The organism is Embleya sp. NPDC005971 (genome assembly GCF_040629175.1).
Lineage (GTDB): Bacteria > Actinomycetota > Actinomycetes > Streptomycetales > Streptomycetaceae > Embleya.
The window spans coordinates 26,554-43,033 of the sequence record NZ_JBEXUX010000078.1; the positions used below are offsets into that span (position 1 = coordinate 26,554).

A 16,480-nucleotide genomic window follows, 5' to 3' on the forward strand; every position below is an offset into this window, starting at 1 on the left:
ATGTTCCGGGTCACAGCACGACCTCCGCCCGCGGATCCGTCCGGGCTACTTGACCAGCCGGAAGGCGGGGTGCCCAACCCAGGCCCGCAGGAACTCCGACGTTCCCAGCGCCATCCAGTCGTCGTCCGCGATCCCCACCGCCCCCGGAAGGCCGGCGACGACCTACGCCTGTCCGTCCAGCAGTTCGGCTTTGGCCACGCCTCCGATGACGTCCATGACAGCGGCGGTCAGCAGGGCCGTGGTCACATGGTCGATCTCGCGATTACAGCAGGCGCTGACATTGACGGCATGGGTCGGTCTGAAGCCGAGGATGGCCTCCACCTCGGGCTCGTCCGCGTGCTCGGCTTCGAAGGTGCTCTCGTCGCCGACGCCCGGCCCCATCAAGTAGACCAGGAAGGGCCGACGCCAGTCCTCGCGCCGCGGATTGAATCCCACCAGGGCTGTGAGCTCCTCTTCCGCGATGGTGTTGCCGAGGAGGGGAAGCGGGAACGGCTTTCGCCAGTCCTTCTCTCGCCCGTCCTCGACGCCCAGTCGCTCTGCGGGCACATTGACGTCGAAGAACCCGGGCCGCTTCTCGGCGAAGTGGGAGGACAGCCCCACCATCAACGCACGGAACTCCCGCAGCGCAGCCGGGGAGAGCGGCTCCGCCAACTCGATCACCAACGTCGGACCAGACATGCTGGGAGCCTAATTTGATCGGCTCCGCGACCGCTCAAATTCTTCCCACACCCATCCAGCCGGTCCGAACACCAACGCCGCCACCCCGGCGAACCCATGCGGTCAGAGCACTGGCTCTAGAGGCGGACGACGACCAGGGCGGTGTCGTCGGTGTTCCCGCCGGAAGGGGTCAGTTCGGCCAGCAGGTTGTCGGCGAGGACTTCGGGGTCGGCGCCGCGGTGACGGGTCAGGCAGCGGGCGAGCCGCTTCATGCCGTCGTCGATGTCCTCGTGGCGGCGTTCGATCAGTCCGTCGGTGTACAGGACCAGGGTGGTGCCGTCGACGAACCCGGTGGTGGCCTCGAGGCGCGGGAAGTGTTCGGGGCGGGCACCCAGCGGCGGGTCGGTGGCCCCGTCCAGGAACCCGACGGCGCCGTCCGGGCGGACCAGGGCCGCGGGCGGGTGCCCGGCGCTGCTGTAGGCGAGGGTGTGCCGGTCGAAGTCGACGACGATCTGCACGGCGGTGCTCGATTCGGCGCCGGCGACCGAGCGGGCGTACAGGCCGAGCGCGTCGAGGGCTGCCGACGGCGCGCCGGCGGCCCGCACCGCGGCGCTGAGCGCGCTGCGCAGTTGTCCCATGACGCAGGCCGCGGGCAGCCCGTGCCCCACGACGTCGCCGACGGCCACGGCGACGCGGTTGCCGGGCAACTCGGCCAGGTCGTACCAGTCGCCGCACACGTTCAGCGCCCCGACCGCGGGCCGATAGCGGACCGCGGCGCGGTGACGGGCCAACTCCGCGGGCGCGGGCAACATCGCGGCTTGCAGGGCGAGGGCGACCTCGCGGTCACGGGCGTGCGCCCACCGCAGCCGCTCGTTGGCCTCCTGGAGTTCCCTCGAGCGCGTGTACAACTCGGCTTCCAGCACCTGCGCCCAACCCCCGCGATCCTGCGGACGGCGGGCGCGGATGAGCTCGGTGATCTCCTCCACCTTGAGCACGACCAACGCCACGCGGCCGTCCGGGCCGAACACAGGGCTGCAGACCGGGCTCCAGAAGCGCTCCTCCCACTCGCCGGGCCGGTCGCGGTACTCGACGTCGTAGCGCTGCAGCGCCATCGTGTCGCGCTCCCCGGTGGAGACCACCCGGCGCAGCGATGCCGCCAGATTGCGCGCACCGGTTGCGTTGGGATCGTTGGGATTGTCGGGGAAAACATCGAACAGGTAACGACCCACCACCTGCTCGCGGGTACGGCCCGTAACGCTCAGGTAGGTCTCGTTCGCGGCGAGAAACCTCAATTCGGTGGTGAGCAGCGCGACCGCGCCCGGCAGAGCCTGGAACACCGCCTCGAAGTCGATCCCGGAATGTCCCACGACGTTTCCTGCCCGCGACCCCGTTTCCATCTTGTCTCCACGATAGGTCACGCCCGCGTGGAGACGCTCTCCGAATATCAGTGGGTCCGGGACGCGGCCGCACCGGTATCGACGACGGTTGTGTCGTCTCGGTGGGGTTGCTGTGGGTCGTTGGTCGTTGGTCGGTGGGGTCTTTGAGCTGTGGTGCGGCAAGTTGAGAATTCGTGTGGGGGAGTGGTGTGAATCTGTGAGTTGGGTCGATGACGCGGTGTGGGGTTTCGGGGGTCGTGTGTGCGGGGGTGTTGACCTGTGGTGCGGCATTGCGCGAGCAACCCGGAGGCCGCGAGCGCGTCGTCCCCGTCCAACGAGGCGGCCACCGCCTTCGGCGGGTCGATCAGATCCGGCGGCGTCCGCCCCAACGTGCCGTAGTCGGTGGCGGCGGACGCGGTCCACGCGTAGTGCGCGCCGATCCGCAACCGACCCGGAGCCGCCGGAACCGTCGGCGCGGGCGGGGTGTGCGCGTAGGGCGACCCGGGCCGCAACACCATTGACACGTAAGCCGGTTCGGCCGCGTCCGCGTTGGGTTCGGCGGTTTCGGATCAGGGCGGGCCGCCCGTGATGTCCCACACCCCCGACACCGTTTCCGCGATCCCCGGCCCGAACCGCGCGCCCGGGGTGGGTGCGGTTCCACGCCACCACCTTCGCCGGGCTCGATCTGGACCTGACGGTCAACCAGGGCTGGGACCTCGCCGACGACCTGGGCGCGATCCTCGCCCGCCGCCCCGCCCCCACCTCCCGCCCACCGGCGAGCCCCGTGACGGCATCCCGCCCGCCCGTGCCCCACCCGGCCATCGTCCCGGCCGAGCGGCGGGCGGCCGTGGCGCCGAAGGGCCGTGGCGCCGGGGGTTTTGCGCACCGGAGACGCGACCGCGGACCCCGAACTCGCCGGCGTCGCGTCGGCATCGCCGCCCGAGCGCGGGCGTGGAAGGGCGTCGCGGCCGTAGGAGGCGGCGCCCTCGACGACATGCGCCGGGCGTTCGCCCCGGATGTCGTCAATGCGGGCGACGGTGAATGGACGCTCATGGCGCCGGAGGAACCCACCGACCGCGAACTCCCGGGCAGATGCCTGCTCCGTTGGGCACGCACCGGGCTCGCGTCGACCGCCCTCGTGTCGACCACGCTGGTGACCGGCGCCAACGTCTCGGACTCTCCCTGGGGCGGTCGGTCGTTCCAGTCGGCGTGCTCACCTGGTTCCTGACCGACGCCCTCGTCTCGCGCGGCACCGAATGCTTCGGCAATTCTCAACGCGCGTCGTCGACGAGCGGCGAACCAATCGGCAGGGGCCCGCGAGAAGCCTCGACGACGACCGTCGTATCCGTACGGTGACGTATGGCGGTCGTGATCGTCGCACCGTCCGGCGATACCGACCGGCCCGATCCGGGTGCGCCCGTTTGGCGGGTGCGCGGAATGGGGGTGCGGATGAAGGCCCGGCGACAAGGTGAGGGCGACAGAGGACCTCGACGGGTGGATACAGACGGCCGTGCCCAAGGACTCGGTCGGATTCCTCACCCCGCCGCGTTCGAGCGCCTGGACGTGACGTGCACCGTAGCGGGCGTCCTGGGCGGCATCCGACAGGCCGAAGTGGCCGTGCTGGGCCCGGATCGCCCCGACCATCTGACCGGAAGCGGGGGAGCCGCGGGGGAGCGGCTTGTCCCCCGGGGCGCCGCGTCCGGCGGTGGTGCGGGTCACCCGGCGCCCGCACCGCGGGCCACCCGCGTCCGCGGCGCGGGTGCTTCTCCCGCTCGGGGCTGTGAGGGAGCGCCCCGGCCCGCGCGTGGGGGTATGCGCAGTTCCGGGCGCTCAGCGCGATGCGCTGCCCCGTGACCGGGCTCAGCGGGTCGGCGCGGAGCGGATCCGCCGTCGGCCGGTCGAATTCGGGGATGTTTCCATCGCCGGAGGAGACCGTCAGTTGGTGGCGAGAAGGTGCTCCAGCCAGTTGTGGCGTGCCGCGACGGCGGCCTTGCTGATCCGCGCCTCGGGGGCTTTCCGGTCGAAACCGTGGATTCCGCCCGGCCACACGTGCAGCTCGGCTTGGCCGCCGGCCTGCCAGATCCGGTCGGCGTAGGCGAGGATCTCGTCGCGCAGACACTCGGCGGAGCCGACGTCCAGGAATGTGGGCGGCAGGCCGGCCAGGTCGGTGGCGCGGGCGGGCGCAGCGTACTGCGGCACGTCCGCTCCGCCCTGGGCGTCGCCGAGCAGCGAGCTCCAGGCGAATCCGTTACGGCTGCGGTCGTAGAGTTCGACATCGTCCATCTGCAGGGCCGAGGCGCTGTCGTTGCGGTCGTCGAGCAGGGGGGCGGTCAGCAGCTGGCCGAGGAGGCGGGGACCGCCCTTGTCGCGCACGGTCAAGGCGAGCGCGGCGCCGAGGCCGCCGCCGGCGCTGAAGCCCGTGACGACGATGCGCTCCGAATCGATGCCGAGCTCGTCTGCGTGGTCGGCGACCCACAGCAGACCCGCGTAGGCGTCGTTGATCTGGGCGGGGTAGGGGTGTTCGGGCGCGAGCCGGTAGCCGACCGAGATCAGCGTGGCCCCGAACCGCTCGGCGGTCTCGAGTATTTGGTCGAGTCCGGTGCGGTGATCGCCACCGTAGAAGCCGCCGCCGTGTATGAAGTAGAGTGCCGGCCGCGATGCGGGCGCGCCGGGGGGTGTGCACACCAGCAGCGGGATCTCGGGAGCGCCGTCCAGGCCGGGCGCCGAGGGCTGGGAGACGGTGAAGCGCCTGCCGTGGCCGAGGTCTTCGAGCGCCGCCACTTCGGCGTCGGCCTCCGCGCGGATGACCGAGAGCTTTTCGAGGCTCATCGGCGCCGAGTCCGGTTCCTCCGCCAGGTAGGCGTCGTAGGCGACCCGAAGTTCGGGGTCGAGGGGAACGGGAGCAGTGGGCACGGTCTTTCCAGGTTCAAGATCCACATGCGGACGTTAGTGGCCCTGTTCCTTTCGCACCATTCGATTTTCGATATCGCGCCGATCGCGCGGCAGGGCCGAGCGGATCAGCGGCGCGGGTCGGGCGTGGGCACTCGACGAGTCTCACCGAAGGCTCGCCCGAGTCGCCTGTGCGGTCCGCAGACGCCCGGCGAACACCTCGGGTATCGCCACGGCCATGGGGCGATAGACCTCGATGGCTTCTTCGATCGCGGCCAGGCCCTCGTCCTGCCGACCCACTTCCCCGAGTCGGATCGACAGGTTGTGCACCGACATGGCGAGGTCCGGTTCGTGGGCGGCGGGATCGGCTGCGGCCAGGCGGCGGTAGACCTCGACGGTCTTCGATTGCGGCCAGGCCTTCGTCCCGGCGACCCAACACCCCGTAATCGACCGACAGGTTGTTCAACGAGCCGGCGAGGTTCGACCACGCGGCACAACTACGCGGCGGTGCTCGTTCGGGAGCCTGGCTGCCCGCCCGAGCTGCGTTCCAAAGACCTGCGCAGCCTGCGGCGGCTGCCCGGCTTCGCCGGCACGACGCTCAAACTCCTGGCGACCGCCGCGGCCGTCACCACCCCGCGGGCCTCCGTGGGCTGATCGGGGAGGCTGGACCGGGCGGGGCTGAGCTGGTCGGGTCGGGCTGGACAGGTCGACGCGTGGTCTGCTTGCGTTGCGTGTGTGATCCCTCCGGGTGCGGTCCTCCTGCTCGAGCAGCTGTCACCGGCCGTCGCGGCGGACGTCCTGTCCCGGCTCGCCTCGGACGCCATGGACACGCTGCTCAGCCGGTCACCGCTCACGGCCCCGTTCGTCGCCCGCGTCGTCGCGCACGGGACGCACCGGCAACACCTGGCGATCGTTGCCAATCCCTCGGTCGGCACCGGCATCCGCGAGCGGTTCCTCGACCAAGGCGATCCCGAACTCACGGCAGCCGTCTACCGGTCCCATTCCACGACGCGCGGCCTCCAGCGCCGCGTACGGACGATGCTGCCGCCCGCAAGTCTGCTCCCCGGCCCGCAGGAGCTCGCCGGTTGGCAGGGCGGGCGAATCGAGTACCGGCTCTACCCGTTGGTCGAGTCCGACGACTGCGGGACAGTCGTGGCCGCACTGACGTACTTGGCGCCGTACACCCGGTCGCCAGGCGCGCTCGCGGCGATACTCCGCGGCTACCAGCAGTTGCTGCGGCTGTCCGGCCCGGATGCGGTACGCGACATCGCGGGCATCCGCCCGGACCTGCAACTGCGGCCGCCGCGCGAAAACGTCCCGCCCGAAGTGCACTCGGCGTTCGAGAACCCCACCGATCCAGGGCGCCTCGCCCACGCGCTCGCCCGGCTGGGCAGCACCGAGTACCTGGCGGACCAACTGGCGAACGCGGACCTCTCCAGTACAGACGCGCACTCGCTCCTGATCGCTCCCCGCGACGACGAACTCGACTGGGACATCCTGTCCGAAGGGCTTCCCCCGTCCGCCCGACGGCACTTCGCGTTTCTCTTCGCCCGGGAACCCGGTTGTCCACCGCAGTTGCTCCCCGTGGATCGGCGCGACCGCAAGCCGACGTCCGGCCGTGCCGAGCCTGCGGACCCCGCCGACCGGGCAGGGCTGGACGAACTGATGCGCACCTCCTCGGCGTCCGCACCCCGCGTGCTCGACGCCCTCAGAGCCGGCCTCCTTCCGGCCGCAGACTACGTCGCCCATGGCGCCCCCGCCGCGTACGCCCTGGCCACGCTGCTGACCGGCGGACCAGTCCTGTGCGCGGAAGCGTCCGCCGCACTCACCGAGCCGACCGCCCGCCACCTCGGCGAACACACCGACGCGTGGGTCGCCGCGGTGAAGTTGCTGCCGGACTTCCCCGGCACGACGCACGAACTCCTTGAAAGCGCCGCCGCCATGACCGCCCCATGAAGCCCATCGACCGGCGTCGACCGCCGTGTGGGCGGGGCAGCGCCGCTGAGCCGCCCTTGCCTTGTCTACCTGGGCCTTGACCGCCGCTTCCGGTATCGCCTTGTCACTGCCCAGGGCCATGCCTCGCACGATCACTGCGCCGGTGGGGGCAGCCGTCGGTCGCACGGTGAAGCCGAGGTCGGAAGAGACGACGAATGTGGCGTTGTCGTCGCCGAGGTCCACCTCCTGGCTCTTGGCGACCGTAGAGGTCAGCACCGGACCGGTGCTGTCCCCGGCCCGGCCTTGAAGGACTTCGAACCGCCAGGTCGGGGCGAACCGGGAGACCCCGTCTGCCCTGCGGCACCCGTAGCCCCAGATCCGCCGGAATCGCCTGGCGTCCCGGATGCTCCGGCGTGCCGCCCGTGCCCGACTCCGCGCCGGTCCCGACGGAGGTGCCGCCAGCGCTCGACGACTTGGCGCCTGTGTCCTCCTTCTTGTCGTCGGAGCAGGCCGCGCCAAGAGAAGCAGGGGACGACCGCAAATGCGGTAAGCCGTCCACGTGACGGCGCCCTCCTCGTCCTGGACGAGCCTGCCGCAGCCCTCGACGCCCGCGCCGAACACCACGTCTTCACCCGCCGCGCGCCCTTTGGGGTGCCGGTTTCGGAGGCCAGGCGCGTGGTGGTCTTGTGGGGCAGCCGAGCGCGTCGGCGACGACGGGTAGGGCATGCGGAGGACGTGTCGGCGGATGGCGGCGTCCCGGCCGGCTGCCGCGGGGGTGGTCATGGCCCCGGATCACGTGCGATGGCTCCGACGTGCGAGCCGTGTCGGTGGTGAGGGCTACGGTGCGCTGTCGTGGACGCTGCCGATCTTGACTACCGGGCCCGAACGTTGACGGGCTGTATTCCTCCGCTGCTGGTGGCGCGGCTTCTCGAACTCGGTCATGAGCGGGAAGTGGAGTTCCAAGCCGGCCGCGGGGAGTGGTTCTGCGCGCTGGAGTGGGCACGGCTGCTCGGGCATCGGGGCCGGCGCGCGCAGGCGTTGGAGGTGCTCGCTCCGTACATCGCTACGAACTGGTGGCCGGCGGCCCGAGCCCGGGCGGAGCTGCTGGAGGGCTGGGGCCGGGTGGAGGAGGCGATCGCGTTGTCCCGCCCGTACGCGGAGGCCGGTGACCGGACGGCGTTGGTCTTCTTCGCGCGCCTGCTGGCCCGCCACGACCGCGGCCGCGAGGCATTCATGCTGCTGCGCGCCGGAATCCGGGACCGGTTCGTCGCCGAGTGCCTGGTCGAGGTCGCCGGGACGGCGGGCATGGACGATGAAGCGGCGGCCCTCTTGGAGGCCCGGGTGGAAGGGGCGGTCCCCCGTTGCGACGAACCCGACTGCAACAACCTCCGGATGGAACCGTCCAACGCAGTCGGCCTGCTCGCCACGATCAGGGAACGCCAGGGCCGGATCGAGGAGGCGATCACCCTGCTGCACATCAGCGAGACCACCTCGGTCAACGGCCGTGACCAGCTGGCCGACCTGCTGGCCGGGCACGACCGGATGACGGAACTGCGTGCGTACGCGGCGTCCGAGTACCACGGGCACGCCGCGCAGCGCCTTGCCGAAGTGCTGGAGGAACGCGGCGACGTGGAAGGCGCGATCGCCGCCTACCGCACGTTCGGTGCCACGCCGTCCGCCGCGTGGCGTGTGGCTCTACCGCTGTCCGAACTCCTGCTCCGGCACGGACGGAGTGACGAGGCGATCGAGGTGATGCGCGCGCTCACCGAACACGGCACGGAGGACTGGATCGTCCACACTCTTTGCACCCTGTACGCCGACCACGGCCGGCCCCGGGACGGCCTGGCCCTCCTGGATGCCCTCAAGGCGCGAAGCGGCGGCAGGGAGGACTGGGACCTCTTCCAAATGCGGCTTCCGCTCATGGCCGACTGCGGCCTGCTCGATGAAGCGATCGAGCAGGCACGGGCGCACCCCGAGGGCGACACCTGCTACGCGGCCGCGGCCCTGTCCTACGTGCTCGCCGAAGCCGGCCGCACCGAGGAAGCCGCCGCAGTCCTCGAACAGCACCCGAAACTCAACGGCTCTCTCCGTGCCGAGCGCCTCATCGACCTCGGCCGCATCGAAGACGCTGTACGAGTCCTCCAGCAGCCGATCAGCAAACCGACCACACCCGCCTGGAACGGCGCCCATTCCACCGAACCACCGTTCTGACAACTCGGGCTGGGACGCGCCACGTCTGCACCGTACGTCGCGGGCAGGTTGAGTCGTTGCCCTCGGCGTTTTCGGCCATCCGCTCTATACGGCCTCGGCTGGTGAAGTCGCCCAACCAGGTGTCGTGAGTTCGTCGGGGTTCTTGGAACGCCCCACCTGGCGCCCCCATATCCGCGCTGCGGTGATCGCGAACGCGCGGGTGGGGATGCACCGCACGATGCGCAAACTCGCCGAGACCGCGAACCTGTACCCGTTCGCGAAGTGGCACACGCGGTCACCGAACGCGCGGGAGCGACACACGCGGCATCCGACTCCTGCCCCCACAACGACCCGACGAAGCCGGCGACCGGCAGCCCCAACAGGGAACGCACGGCCCGCACGACCCGCCGCGCGGTGGATGTGGGACCGGCGACCGAGACGACACCCGCCCGCGGTGGCACCATCCGGCCCCGGGTGTGCAAGGTTCCCCGAACGAGACGCGGGTGTGCCCGAACGGGGGTGCCCGGCTGCCACACGGCCGGACGCCCCCCCGCGAACCGGGAGTCCGGGCGGGAGGAGAAGGGGGTTGTCCGACGCGATATTCGACGGGCGTTGCGGCGCTTGGGGCCTCACCCGTCGGCCGCATGGTCCGGGTACCTGGGGCGGGTCGGTCTCGACGCGGGGCCACTGTCCGCGTCGTCTTCCGAGACCTGTGGGATCCCGCCGAGGTCGGCGCCCACCCAGCGTCTGGGTGTCAGGTGGAAGACGACGCGCGGCCCGGGATCGTGGGCGTAGCTCATGCGCACACAGGCGTCGACGAGTTCCGGGGGCAGATAGCGGGACGCGAGGTCGCGGAAGTGTTCCGGATCCGCAGTTGCGCTGTGGGTGACGGGGCCTTCGACGCCGACGTAGCGGGGGGTGGGTTCCATGCGTTGCACCAGCAGGGAAAAGCGACCCGCCGCGCGAATCAGTCCGGCCTTGCGCGAGCGCGGGCTCATCAACACCCGTACCGTTCCGCCGGGTTCGTACAAGTACCAGACCGGCACACCCAACGGCCCCCGATCGCCCGCCTCCACGGACAGCGTCGCGACGTGCGGCTCGGCCAGGAATCGCTCACGCTCCTCGCGGCTCAACCGTTCCGGCACGACACCACCTCTCCTGCGGCCCGCGGCGGCGCCCGGCTCGCAACGACCGGCGGGTGCCCCCGAGACGGGGCCTGGGACGCACGGACGGCGATCCTCGGAGTTTCACCGACCCGTGGTGAGGGCGGCGGAGATCGTCTTCGCGTCCCCGTCGGCGGCGGCCCGGGCCGCCCGGGGCGGGGTGCGCGAGGGATCGGTCGGTGTGGCGTCGGTGGTGGTCATCGCGGTTCTCCGCTCGGTCGGTGACGGTCCCACGGCCAGTGTGGCGGCCGATGTGTCCCTCGGCGCCGAACCGGCCCGTGCTCCGCCCCGATTGCCGGGTCGGGCCACCCGATCGGCGGCCTGCCGCGCGACACGAGCGGTGCACGCGGCGTGGTCCGGGGTCCCGTCGGCCGATCCGGGTGTCCGTCCGGAGCCACCGCATTCGTTCCGTGTACCGGCTCCACAGCGGGTCGGGGGCACGAACCCGGGCGGGCAACCGACAAGGGTCGGCTCCGACCGTGAAGGAACCCAAGGAGGCCGCCCTCCTCGACTACGCGCCCACCTGCGAACACGCCGTCGTCATGCGTGAACTCGCCAAGGAACTCGCCGCGTGAGCGCCGCCCGCGAGGACGTCTCCGCCGGTTTCGGCGACGGCGGTGCCCGTGGCCGGGCGCCGAACGTCGCGACGGCGTCGGGCCGGTTGTTTTTTGGTGTGCCGAGGGCTCGCGATCCCGGGCGGGGACGGTGTCGCGAGCCCGTCGTGCAGGGGTGCTTCGTCGGGCCAGGGGGCGTTGACCGGGACGGGGCGGTGGAATTGGGCGGCCAGTTCCTCCAGGCGGAGTTTGTCTGTGGCGGCCCGGGACAGGGCGGCGACGTCGTCCGCGCCGGACGGGGACGAGGGTTTGGGGTGTTGGACGTAGTAGTGGCTCTGGTAGGGGGTGAAGCCCATGCCGCCGGCCTCGCCGCCGATGGCGGTGCCGTCCTCGCGGACGATCTTGAGTTGGTGGTCGACGGTGTAGGCGGCGCCGCTGCATCCGGCGGGGACGGACAGGTCCGCATTGTCGGTGCGCGACCGCATCTCGGTGACGTTCTTGGCCGAGGAGTAGGCCCCAGCCACCGGCTCAAGAACCGGCTGATCGCGATCGCAGGGGAGGCCACTGGGTGATCGCGATTGCCCCGCCCATGACGGTCGGACGCAGCAGCAAGTGGCACATCACGTTAACCCGCGTTCGGCCCCGGGCCGCCGCATGCCGCCACCACCGCGTGCTCGTCATGACAAGCCGACCACGCGATCCGAGACGGACACCGCCGACGCGGGAGCAGGGCCGTGATTCCGCAACCGGCCGGCCGGGCCGCCAACCGCAAGTCCTGTGCACGGAGCCGCACTCGACCGACGGCATCCTTGATCAGAACGGGGGCGAGGATTCCGACATCAGAGCCTCGAGCCATCTCGTGTACTCGTCCCGACGAGGGCAGGCCGAGACGGAACGGGGCTCCGCCCGGCAGCCGTCCGACGGGCCGTCGGTGACACACAACCCAGCGGGCGCGCCAGTGCCGGCCGGATTCAGGGCGCCAGACAGTTGAGCCAGGCGGCAGTCGGGCAACGCGTCACGGTTGTCCGGATTGCGGAAGGAATACTGGCCATCGTTGACCCGCACCCCGCCCGCGCCGGTGCTCCATCGCGCAGGGCCCGTCATCCCCTGGCGGCGGAGAATCAAGGCGGCAAGTCGGCCGGGCTGCGCGGCGCCGAGACGGTCCCGCAGCACCGCGGCCAGCCGTTTCCCCGCCTCCTGGGGCAGGTCGGCATCGCCCAGTGCGGGCAGCAGCAGAAGAAGCCGGGTGTCGGGGTCAGTGGTCGTTCCGCCGGGCAGAGCGTTGTCGGCCGCTTCGGTCAACTCGGACCAGGACAGGCCCGGACCTCGCCAGTGTCCGGAATCGCGGGCGAGGAACTCGGCCTCCTCCCAGGCGGGGTGGTGGGCCACGTAGTCCACGCTCGCGTCCTCGTAGGCGTTCTCGTAGACCACGTGCAGGCGCACACCGCCGGACAACGGCACAGTGAACACCGGCCGGTCGCCCGCATCCCACAGACGGCGGCCGAACTCCCGCTCGGCGGCGGGATCGTGCTTCCCGAGCCAGGACCGAGGCGCCCCTTCCTGCAGACACGCACTCAGATGCCCCCACCAGAACAGCTCATCCTCAAGCAACTGCGGACGATGCGCGTAGGGACCAGGCTCACGAACGAACAGACGGACCGGATGCAGATCGGGAGGCAGAGGCACCACGGCATGATCGCCGACAGGGCTGACAACAGGAGAAGGCAGGTGCCAGGTCCGGCTGTCCCGATCGATCACCTGTCGCTCGGTGATCACCCGCTGGGCACTCGCCGACGACCAGCGAACCAATGTTATGAAGGAAACGGCCTCGCTCGCGCCGACGCCTGCACGTGACCCTGTTCCTGCCTCTGTATGCGACTCCGTACGCGGGCACCACCCCTGCTCGGCGGCGAGGAGGCCACACGCCGCGCCACGGCGTTCCGCGCCGAGGAGAGGCGCCGCAGCGCCGAACACCACCGGTTCCTCGAGGAGTTCCGGGCACGCATCGCCGCCGAGGACCACGAGGAACGGCTGCGCCGGGCATGGGCGAAGGTCAACGTGCGCGTGCCCTGGCACAAGAGACCGGCCGGCTGGGCGCCCACCGACGAGGAGGCCGCCCGACACCGCCTCGATCCCGACGTGGTGGACGCCCTGCGCGCCGCGGCGGCCCCCACCGCTCCCCGCGGCACGCCCACTCCTGCCGACACCGACCCCACCGACCCGGACCCGGCCCTCGGGGGTGCGTCGCGTTCGGCGCGCCACAGGTCGTGGAACCGCAACACGGTCTCGTCCGGGTCGGGGCGGCGCACCGAGACACCGGCGAGGTGGCGTACGACGGGCTCCTCAGACAGCCCCTCACGACCACCATCGGCTTGGTGGCGCCTGCCGTTGGTCTGCGTGAGCGGCACCGAGCGGCAGCTGTCGCCGCCGGTGTTTGCGATCGAGTCGCCCTCTCGGCGCGAGGAGACCTGCCATCAGCGCACGCACCTACGAGCAGGCCACCACCGCACAGGTCGACAAGCTCGACGCACAACTCGGCCGCGCCGAGGAGTTCGCCGAAACCCTCCGCACCCGACCGGCGCAGTGCAGACCCGCCACAGACCGCTGACCCGACGTCGCGGCGCTCGCCATGCGGCGGACTGGGTGGTTGTAGAGGGCGTCGTCAAGTGTTCCCGTCGGCCGACGGCGCTGTCCCCGCGCGCCAGGTGACCGCCGCACCGGACGCGACGATCAACGTGATACCGGCGAGCGCGGACGGGGGCGGGCCCTCGCCGAGGGCTATGACGCCCACCAGGGTCCCCGCCACAGGATCGAGGGCGAACAGGACTGCCACCACCGTGGCGCCGGCGAGTCTGACGGCGGTGAAGTCGAGAGTGAAGGCCAGAGCCACTCCGAGGACGCCGGACAGGCCGACCAGGGCCCACTGACCTGCCTCCACGCGCGGCACAGCGGGCCCGGAGAAGGGCAACAACAACACCGCCGAAACCGCTACGGACAGGCCGAGACCGTGCAATCCCGTGTCGGCCCGGCCGACTCGCTGCGCGAACACGGTGTAGAGCGCCAACGCGAGTGCCGAGAGCAGCCCGAAACCGATCCCGAGCCACTCGACACCCCCGCCGGGCCGAGTGACCAGCACGACGCCCACCAGGCCGACCAGGGGAAACAACGCGTCACGCCGAGTCCGGACCGACGCGACCGCGACCGCGAACGGCCCCAGGAACAACAAGGCGGCCGCGACGCCGAGCGGCAGCCGGTCCACCGCACCGTAGAACGCCACATTCATGCCGGCCATCGCCGATCCGTACGCGAGGATCCCCGCCCATTCGCCCCGACCACGCCGCCGCACCCTCGGCCGCACCAGCACGCACAGGACGAGCGCGGCGGTCGCCTGACGCAGTCCCGCCACGGCCGGCACGCTCAACGCGCCGAAGAGCCCCGACGACAGCGCGGCCGAGGTCTGCACGCCCAGACAGCTGACGAGCACCAACACGGCGCCGACGAACGGACCCGGCCGAGCGGACACCGACCCCGACCTCCTCGTTCCCGATCCCGACCCGGCTCCTGCTCCCGCGCCTGTTGACGCTCCCGAGGTGCCGGCCATATCCACCCCTCGGCCGGTGCGACGACCCGACCCGACATCGACGCCCTGCCACCGTAACGATCGTTTCAGTGTAACGAGCGTTATGGTACAGGCATGGCACAGGACTCCCGGCCCGACCCCGCCTTCGATCCCGCACCGAAACCCGATGCGCCCCCCAGAACCCGACTGCTCGACGCCGCCGACGAACTCTTCTACCGCGACGGCATCGCTCGAACGAGCGTCGACCGAGTCCTGGAGCAGGCGCACGTCTCGCCCGGCACGCTCTACGCACACTTTGGCGGCAAGGACGGTCTGATCGCCGCCGCGCTGCAACGCCGCCTGGACCGCTGGGACCGGATCTGGCAGGAGGCCGTGAACGCCGCGCAGACCCCCACCGGCAAGCTGCTGGCACTCTTCGACGCCGTCGCCACCTACCGAAACCGCCACGTCCCCGCACGCGGCTGCGCCTTCCTCGCGACGGCCACCGAACTCCCGTCACCGGAGCACCCGGCCCATGCAGTACTCGCCGCGGAGTCGGCGCTGCTCCGCACCAGGCTGACCCTGCTCGCGAACGCGGTCGGCGGCCCGGCCCCCACCGCCCTGGCCGCGGATGTACTGCTCGTGTACGACGGCGCAATGGCCGGCCTGTTGCGCGGGTGGGAAACGGACCCGCTCGCCCACGGCCGAGCCGTGGCGGCCCGACTGATCGCGAACGGCCGCTGATCGCCGTTGTCGCAACGGACAACCCGGCGACGTTCCGCGGCCCCGGCCTACCGTCGTCCGCGTGACCCCTGCACTGGTCCGGTGCCGGACGCGCGGCCGTTCGAGCCGGCCGGTCTGCCGAACCCTGCGGACAGTGGGAACCCCAGCGCATTCGAGTGTGCTCCCATCCTCGTCGGGGAGCGTGCGAGGCCAACTGGGCGTCCCGGCTGCGGGAGACGATGTAGGAGCGAGTGAGGTGGCCCAAGGGAGCGGTGAGCATGTGGACCCGTCTGGTGAAGGACCAGACCGCGAACAGGACCGGCGCGCTGAGCGCGGCCAGATGGACGCGCCGGACGACCCCGGCACCAGTGACGACTGAACCAGGCGCCCCACCGCCGGCCCCACCCATGTCCCCGGCCCCACCCGCACCGCTGCGCCGCGAGGGCCAAGTGCTGGTCCTGTCGGGTCGTTTCGATCCGACGGCGGATCTGGTGGTGGAGGAGTTGAACCGGCGCGCAGTGCCGGTCTTTCGCGCGGACCTGGCCGAGTTCCCGCTCGAGTTGTCCCTGGCCGCGTCGTTCGACGGCACGGCGACCGGCAGTCTGCGCAACGATCGCCGTGAGCTGGACCTCGCCGCGGTGCGTTCGGTGTACTACCGTCGTCCGACCCGGCCGCGTTTCCCGGCCGGCATGTCGCCTCCGGCGCGGCGGGTGGCGGAGCGCGAGGCCCGCCTGGGCTTCGGCGGGCTCCTCGCCGCTCTGCCGTGTCGTTGGCTGCCGCCTCCAGGCCGGGCGGCGGCCGAGTGCGGCCTGAAGGTCCCGCGCACGCTGATCACGAACGACCCGGCCGCCGCGAAGGAGTTCGCGGCCGGGGTCGCGGGCCCGGTGCTGTACAAGCCCTTCAGTCCGGTACGGGGCGTCGTGGGCGGCGCGTCGGTGGCGGTGTACGCGAGCGTCGTCGATCCCGCCGCGCCGGCCGACCCGGCGATCGCCGGCACCGCGCACCTGTTCCAGGCCGCGCCCCCCAAGAGGCGTACGAGTGCCGTCTCACGGTCGTTGCCGGTCGAATCTTCGCTGCGGAGATCCGGCCCGCATCAAAGCCGTGGAAGCCCCCTGATCCGTCAGAGGCTTTGGCGAACCCGGCAACGTGGAGGTGGGTATGTCGACACCGCGCATGCACGCATCGGCGGGTGACATCACGGTGCGTCTGCTTGGGCCTGGTGAGCCACTGACACCACGCACGGTTCGGCCGTCCCCGGCCGGATCGCGGTACTGGACGCCAACGGAGATCCCGCGCGTTGCGCACGCCCGTGCGGCGCGGTCCTCCCGGGCCGGTTCGCGTCGATGTCGAAGGTGTAGGTCGCCGCTCCGGCCGAGTCCAGGTCGGCTCGGGCCACGCTGGTGCGACCCGCCGACCGGCTCTGCGGCGCCACCT

The 16,480-nt window shown here is 71.4% G+C and carries 11 protein-coding genes and 3 pseudogenes; 5 read left to right on the forward strand and 9 right to left on the reverse strand.

All coding sequences use genetic code 11. From position 1 onward, the window contains the following. Positions 1-45: 45 nt before the first annotated feature. From ABZ374_RS41290 to ABZ374_RS41305, 4 genes and pseudogenes are all read right to left on the reverse strand, one after another. A pseudogene (locus ABZ374_RS41290) lies at positions 46-678 on the reverse strand (DUF6368 family protein). Between the two features lie 116 nt (positions 679-794). Continuing rightward, positions 795-2,054 (reverse strand): SpoIIE family protein phosphatase, encoded by a 1,260-nt coding sequence (locus ABZ374_RS41295; protein WP_360322323.1) that lies wholly within the window; start codon positions 2,052-2,054, stop codon positions 795-797. Between the two features lie 1,914 nt (positions 2,055-3,968). Continuing rightward, on the reverse strand, positions 3,969-4,946 hold the full coding sequence (locus ABZ374_RS41300; protein WP_360322326.1) for an alpha/beta hydrolase: 978 nt from the start codon (positions 4,944-4,946) through the stop codon (positions 3,969-3,971). Positions 4,947-5,087: 141 nt separating this feature from the next. Then, positions 5,088-5,258 (reverse strand): hypothetical protein, encoded by a 171-nt coding sequence (locus ABZ374_RS41305; RefSeq protein WP_360322329.1) that lies wholly within the window; start codon positions 5,256-5,258, stop codon positions 5,088-5,090. A gap of 171 nt (positions 5,259-5,429) precedes the next feature. Between ABZ374_RS41305 and ABZ374_RS41310 the strand changes: the two genes are divergently transcribed. The 3 genes from ABZ374_RS41310 (at position 5,430) to ABZ374_RS41320 (ending at position 9,068) form a co-directional block, all read left to right on the forward strand. After that, entirely contained in the window at positions 5,430-5,576 is a 147-nt protein-coding gene (locus ABZ374_RS41310; protein ID WP_360322332.1) for a hypothetical protein, read from the forward strand. Positions 5,577-5,657: 81 nt separating this feature from the next. Beyond that, positions 5,658-6,878, forward strand: coding sequence for a hypothetical protein (locus ABZ374_RS41315; protein WP_360322335.1), 1,221 nt, complete (start codon positions 5,658-5,660; stop codon positions 6,876-6,878). Positions 6,879-7,709: 831 nt separating this feature from the next. Then, a complete protein-coding gene (locus ABZ374_RS41320; RefSeq protein WP_360322338.1) occupies positions 7,710-9,068 on the forward strand; it encodes a hypothetical protein in 1,359 nt (452 codons plus the stop codon). Positions 9,069-9,763: 695 nt separating this feature from the next. Here the strand turns inward: ABZ374_RS41320 and ABZ374_RS41325 are convergent. The 4 genes and pseudogenes from ABZ374_RS41325 to ABZ374_RS41340 all read right to left on the reverse strand — a co-directional run. After that, a pseudogene (locus ABZ374_RS41325) lies at positions 9,764-10,180 on the reverse strand (pyridoxamine 5'-phosphate oxidase family protein); the annotation flags it as partial. Between the two features lie 541 nt (positions 10,181-10,721). Then, positions 10,722-11,288 (reverse strand): hypothetical protein, encoded by a 567-nt coding sequence (locus ABZ374_RS41330; protein WP_360322341.1) that lies wholly within the window; start codon positions 11,286-11,288, stop codon positions 10,722-10,724. Positions 11,289-11,577: 289 nt separating this feature from the next. Continuing rightward, a complete protein-coding gene (locus ABZ374_RS41335; RefSeq protein WP_360322344.1) occupies positions 11,578-12,540 on the reverse strand; it encodes a hypothetical protein in 963 nt (320 codons plus the stop codon). An 886-nt stretch (positions 12,541-13,426) separates the two neighbouring features. After that, complete coding sequence (locus tag ABZ374_RS41340) at positions 13,427-14,287, reverse strand: EamA family transporter (RefSeq protein ID WP_360322347.1); 861 nt, start codon at positions 14,285-14,287, stop codon at positions 13,427-13,429. A 171-nt stretch (positions 14,288-14,458) separates the two neighbouring features. Here ABZ374_RS41340 and ABZ374_RS41345 point away from each other — a divergent pair, with 171 nt between their 5' ends. Continuing rightward, positions 14,459-15,067 carry a TetR/AcrR family transcriptional regulator gene (locus tag ABZ374_RS41345; RefSeq protein WP_360322350.1) on the forward strand — a complete coding sequence of 203 codons (609 nt, stop codon included), beginning with the start codon at positions 14,459-14,461 and terminating at the stop codon, positions 15,065-15,067. A 214-nt stretch (positions 15,068-15,281) separates the two neighbouring features. On the opposite strand, the pseudogene ABZ374_RS41350 reads toward ABZ374_RS41345, so the two are convergent. After that, positions 15,282-15,455, reverse strand: a pseudogene (locus tag ABZ374_RS41350) (respiratory nitrate reductase subunit gamma); the annotation flags it as partial. Between ABZ374_RS41350 and ABZ374_RS41355 the strand changes: the two are divergent. Continuing rightward, entirely contained in the window at positions 15,454-16,239 is a 786-nt protein-coding gene (locus ABZ374_RS41355) for an MvdC/MvdD family ATP grasp protein (RefSeq protein ID WP_360322353.1), read from the forward strand. The pseudogene ABZ374_RS41350 and the gene ABZ374_RS41355 overlap by 2 nt on opposite strands. Positions 16,240-16,480 lie beyond the last annotated feature (241 nt).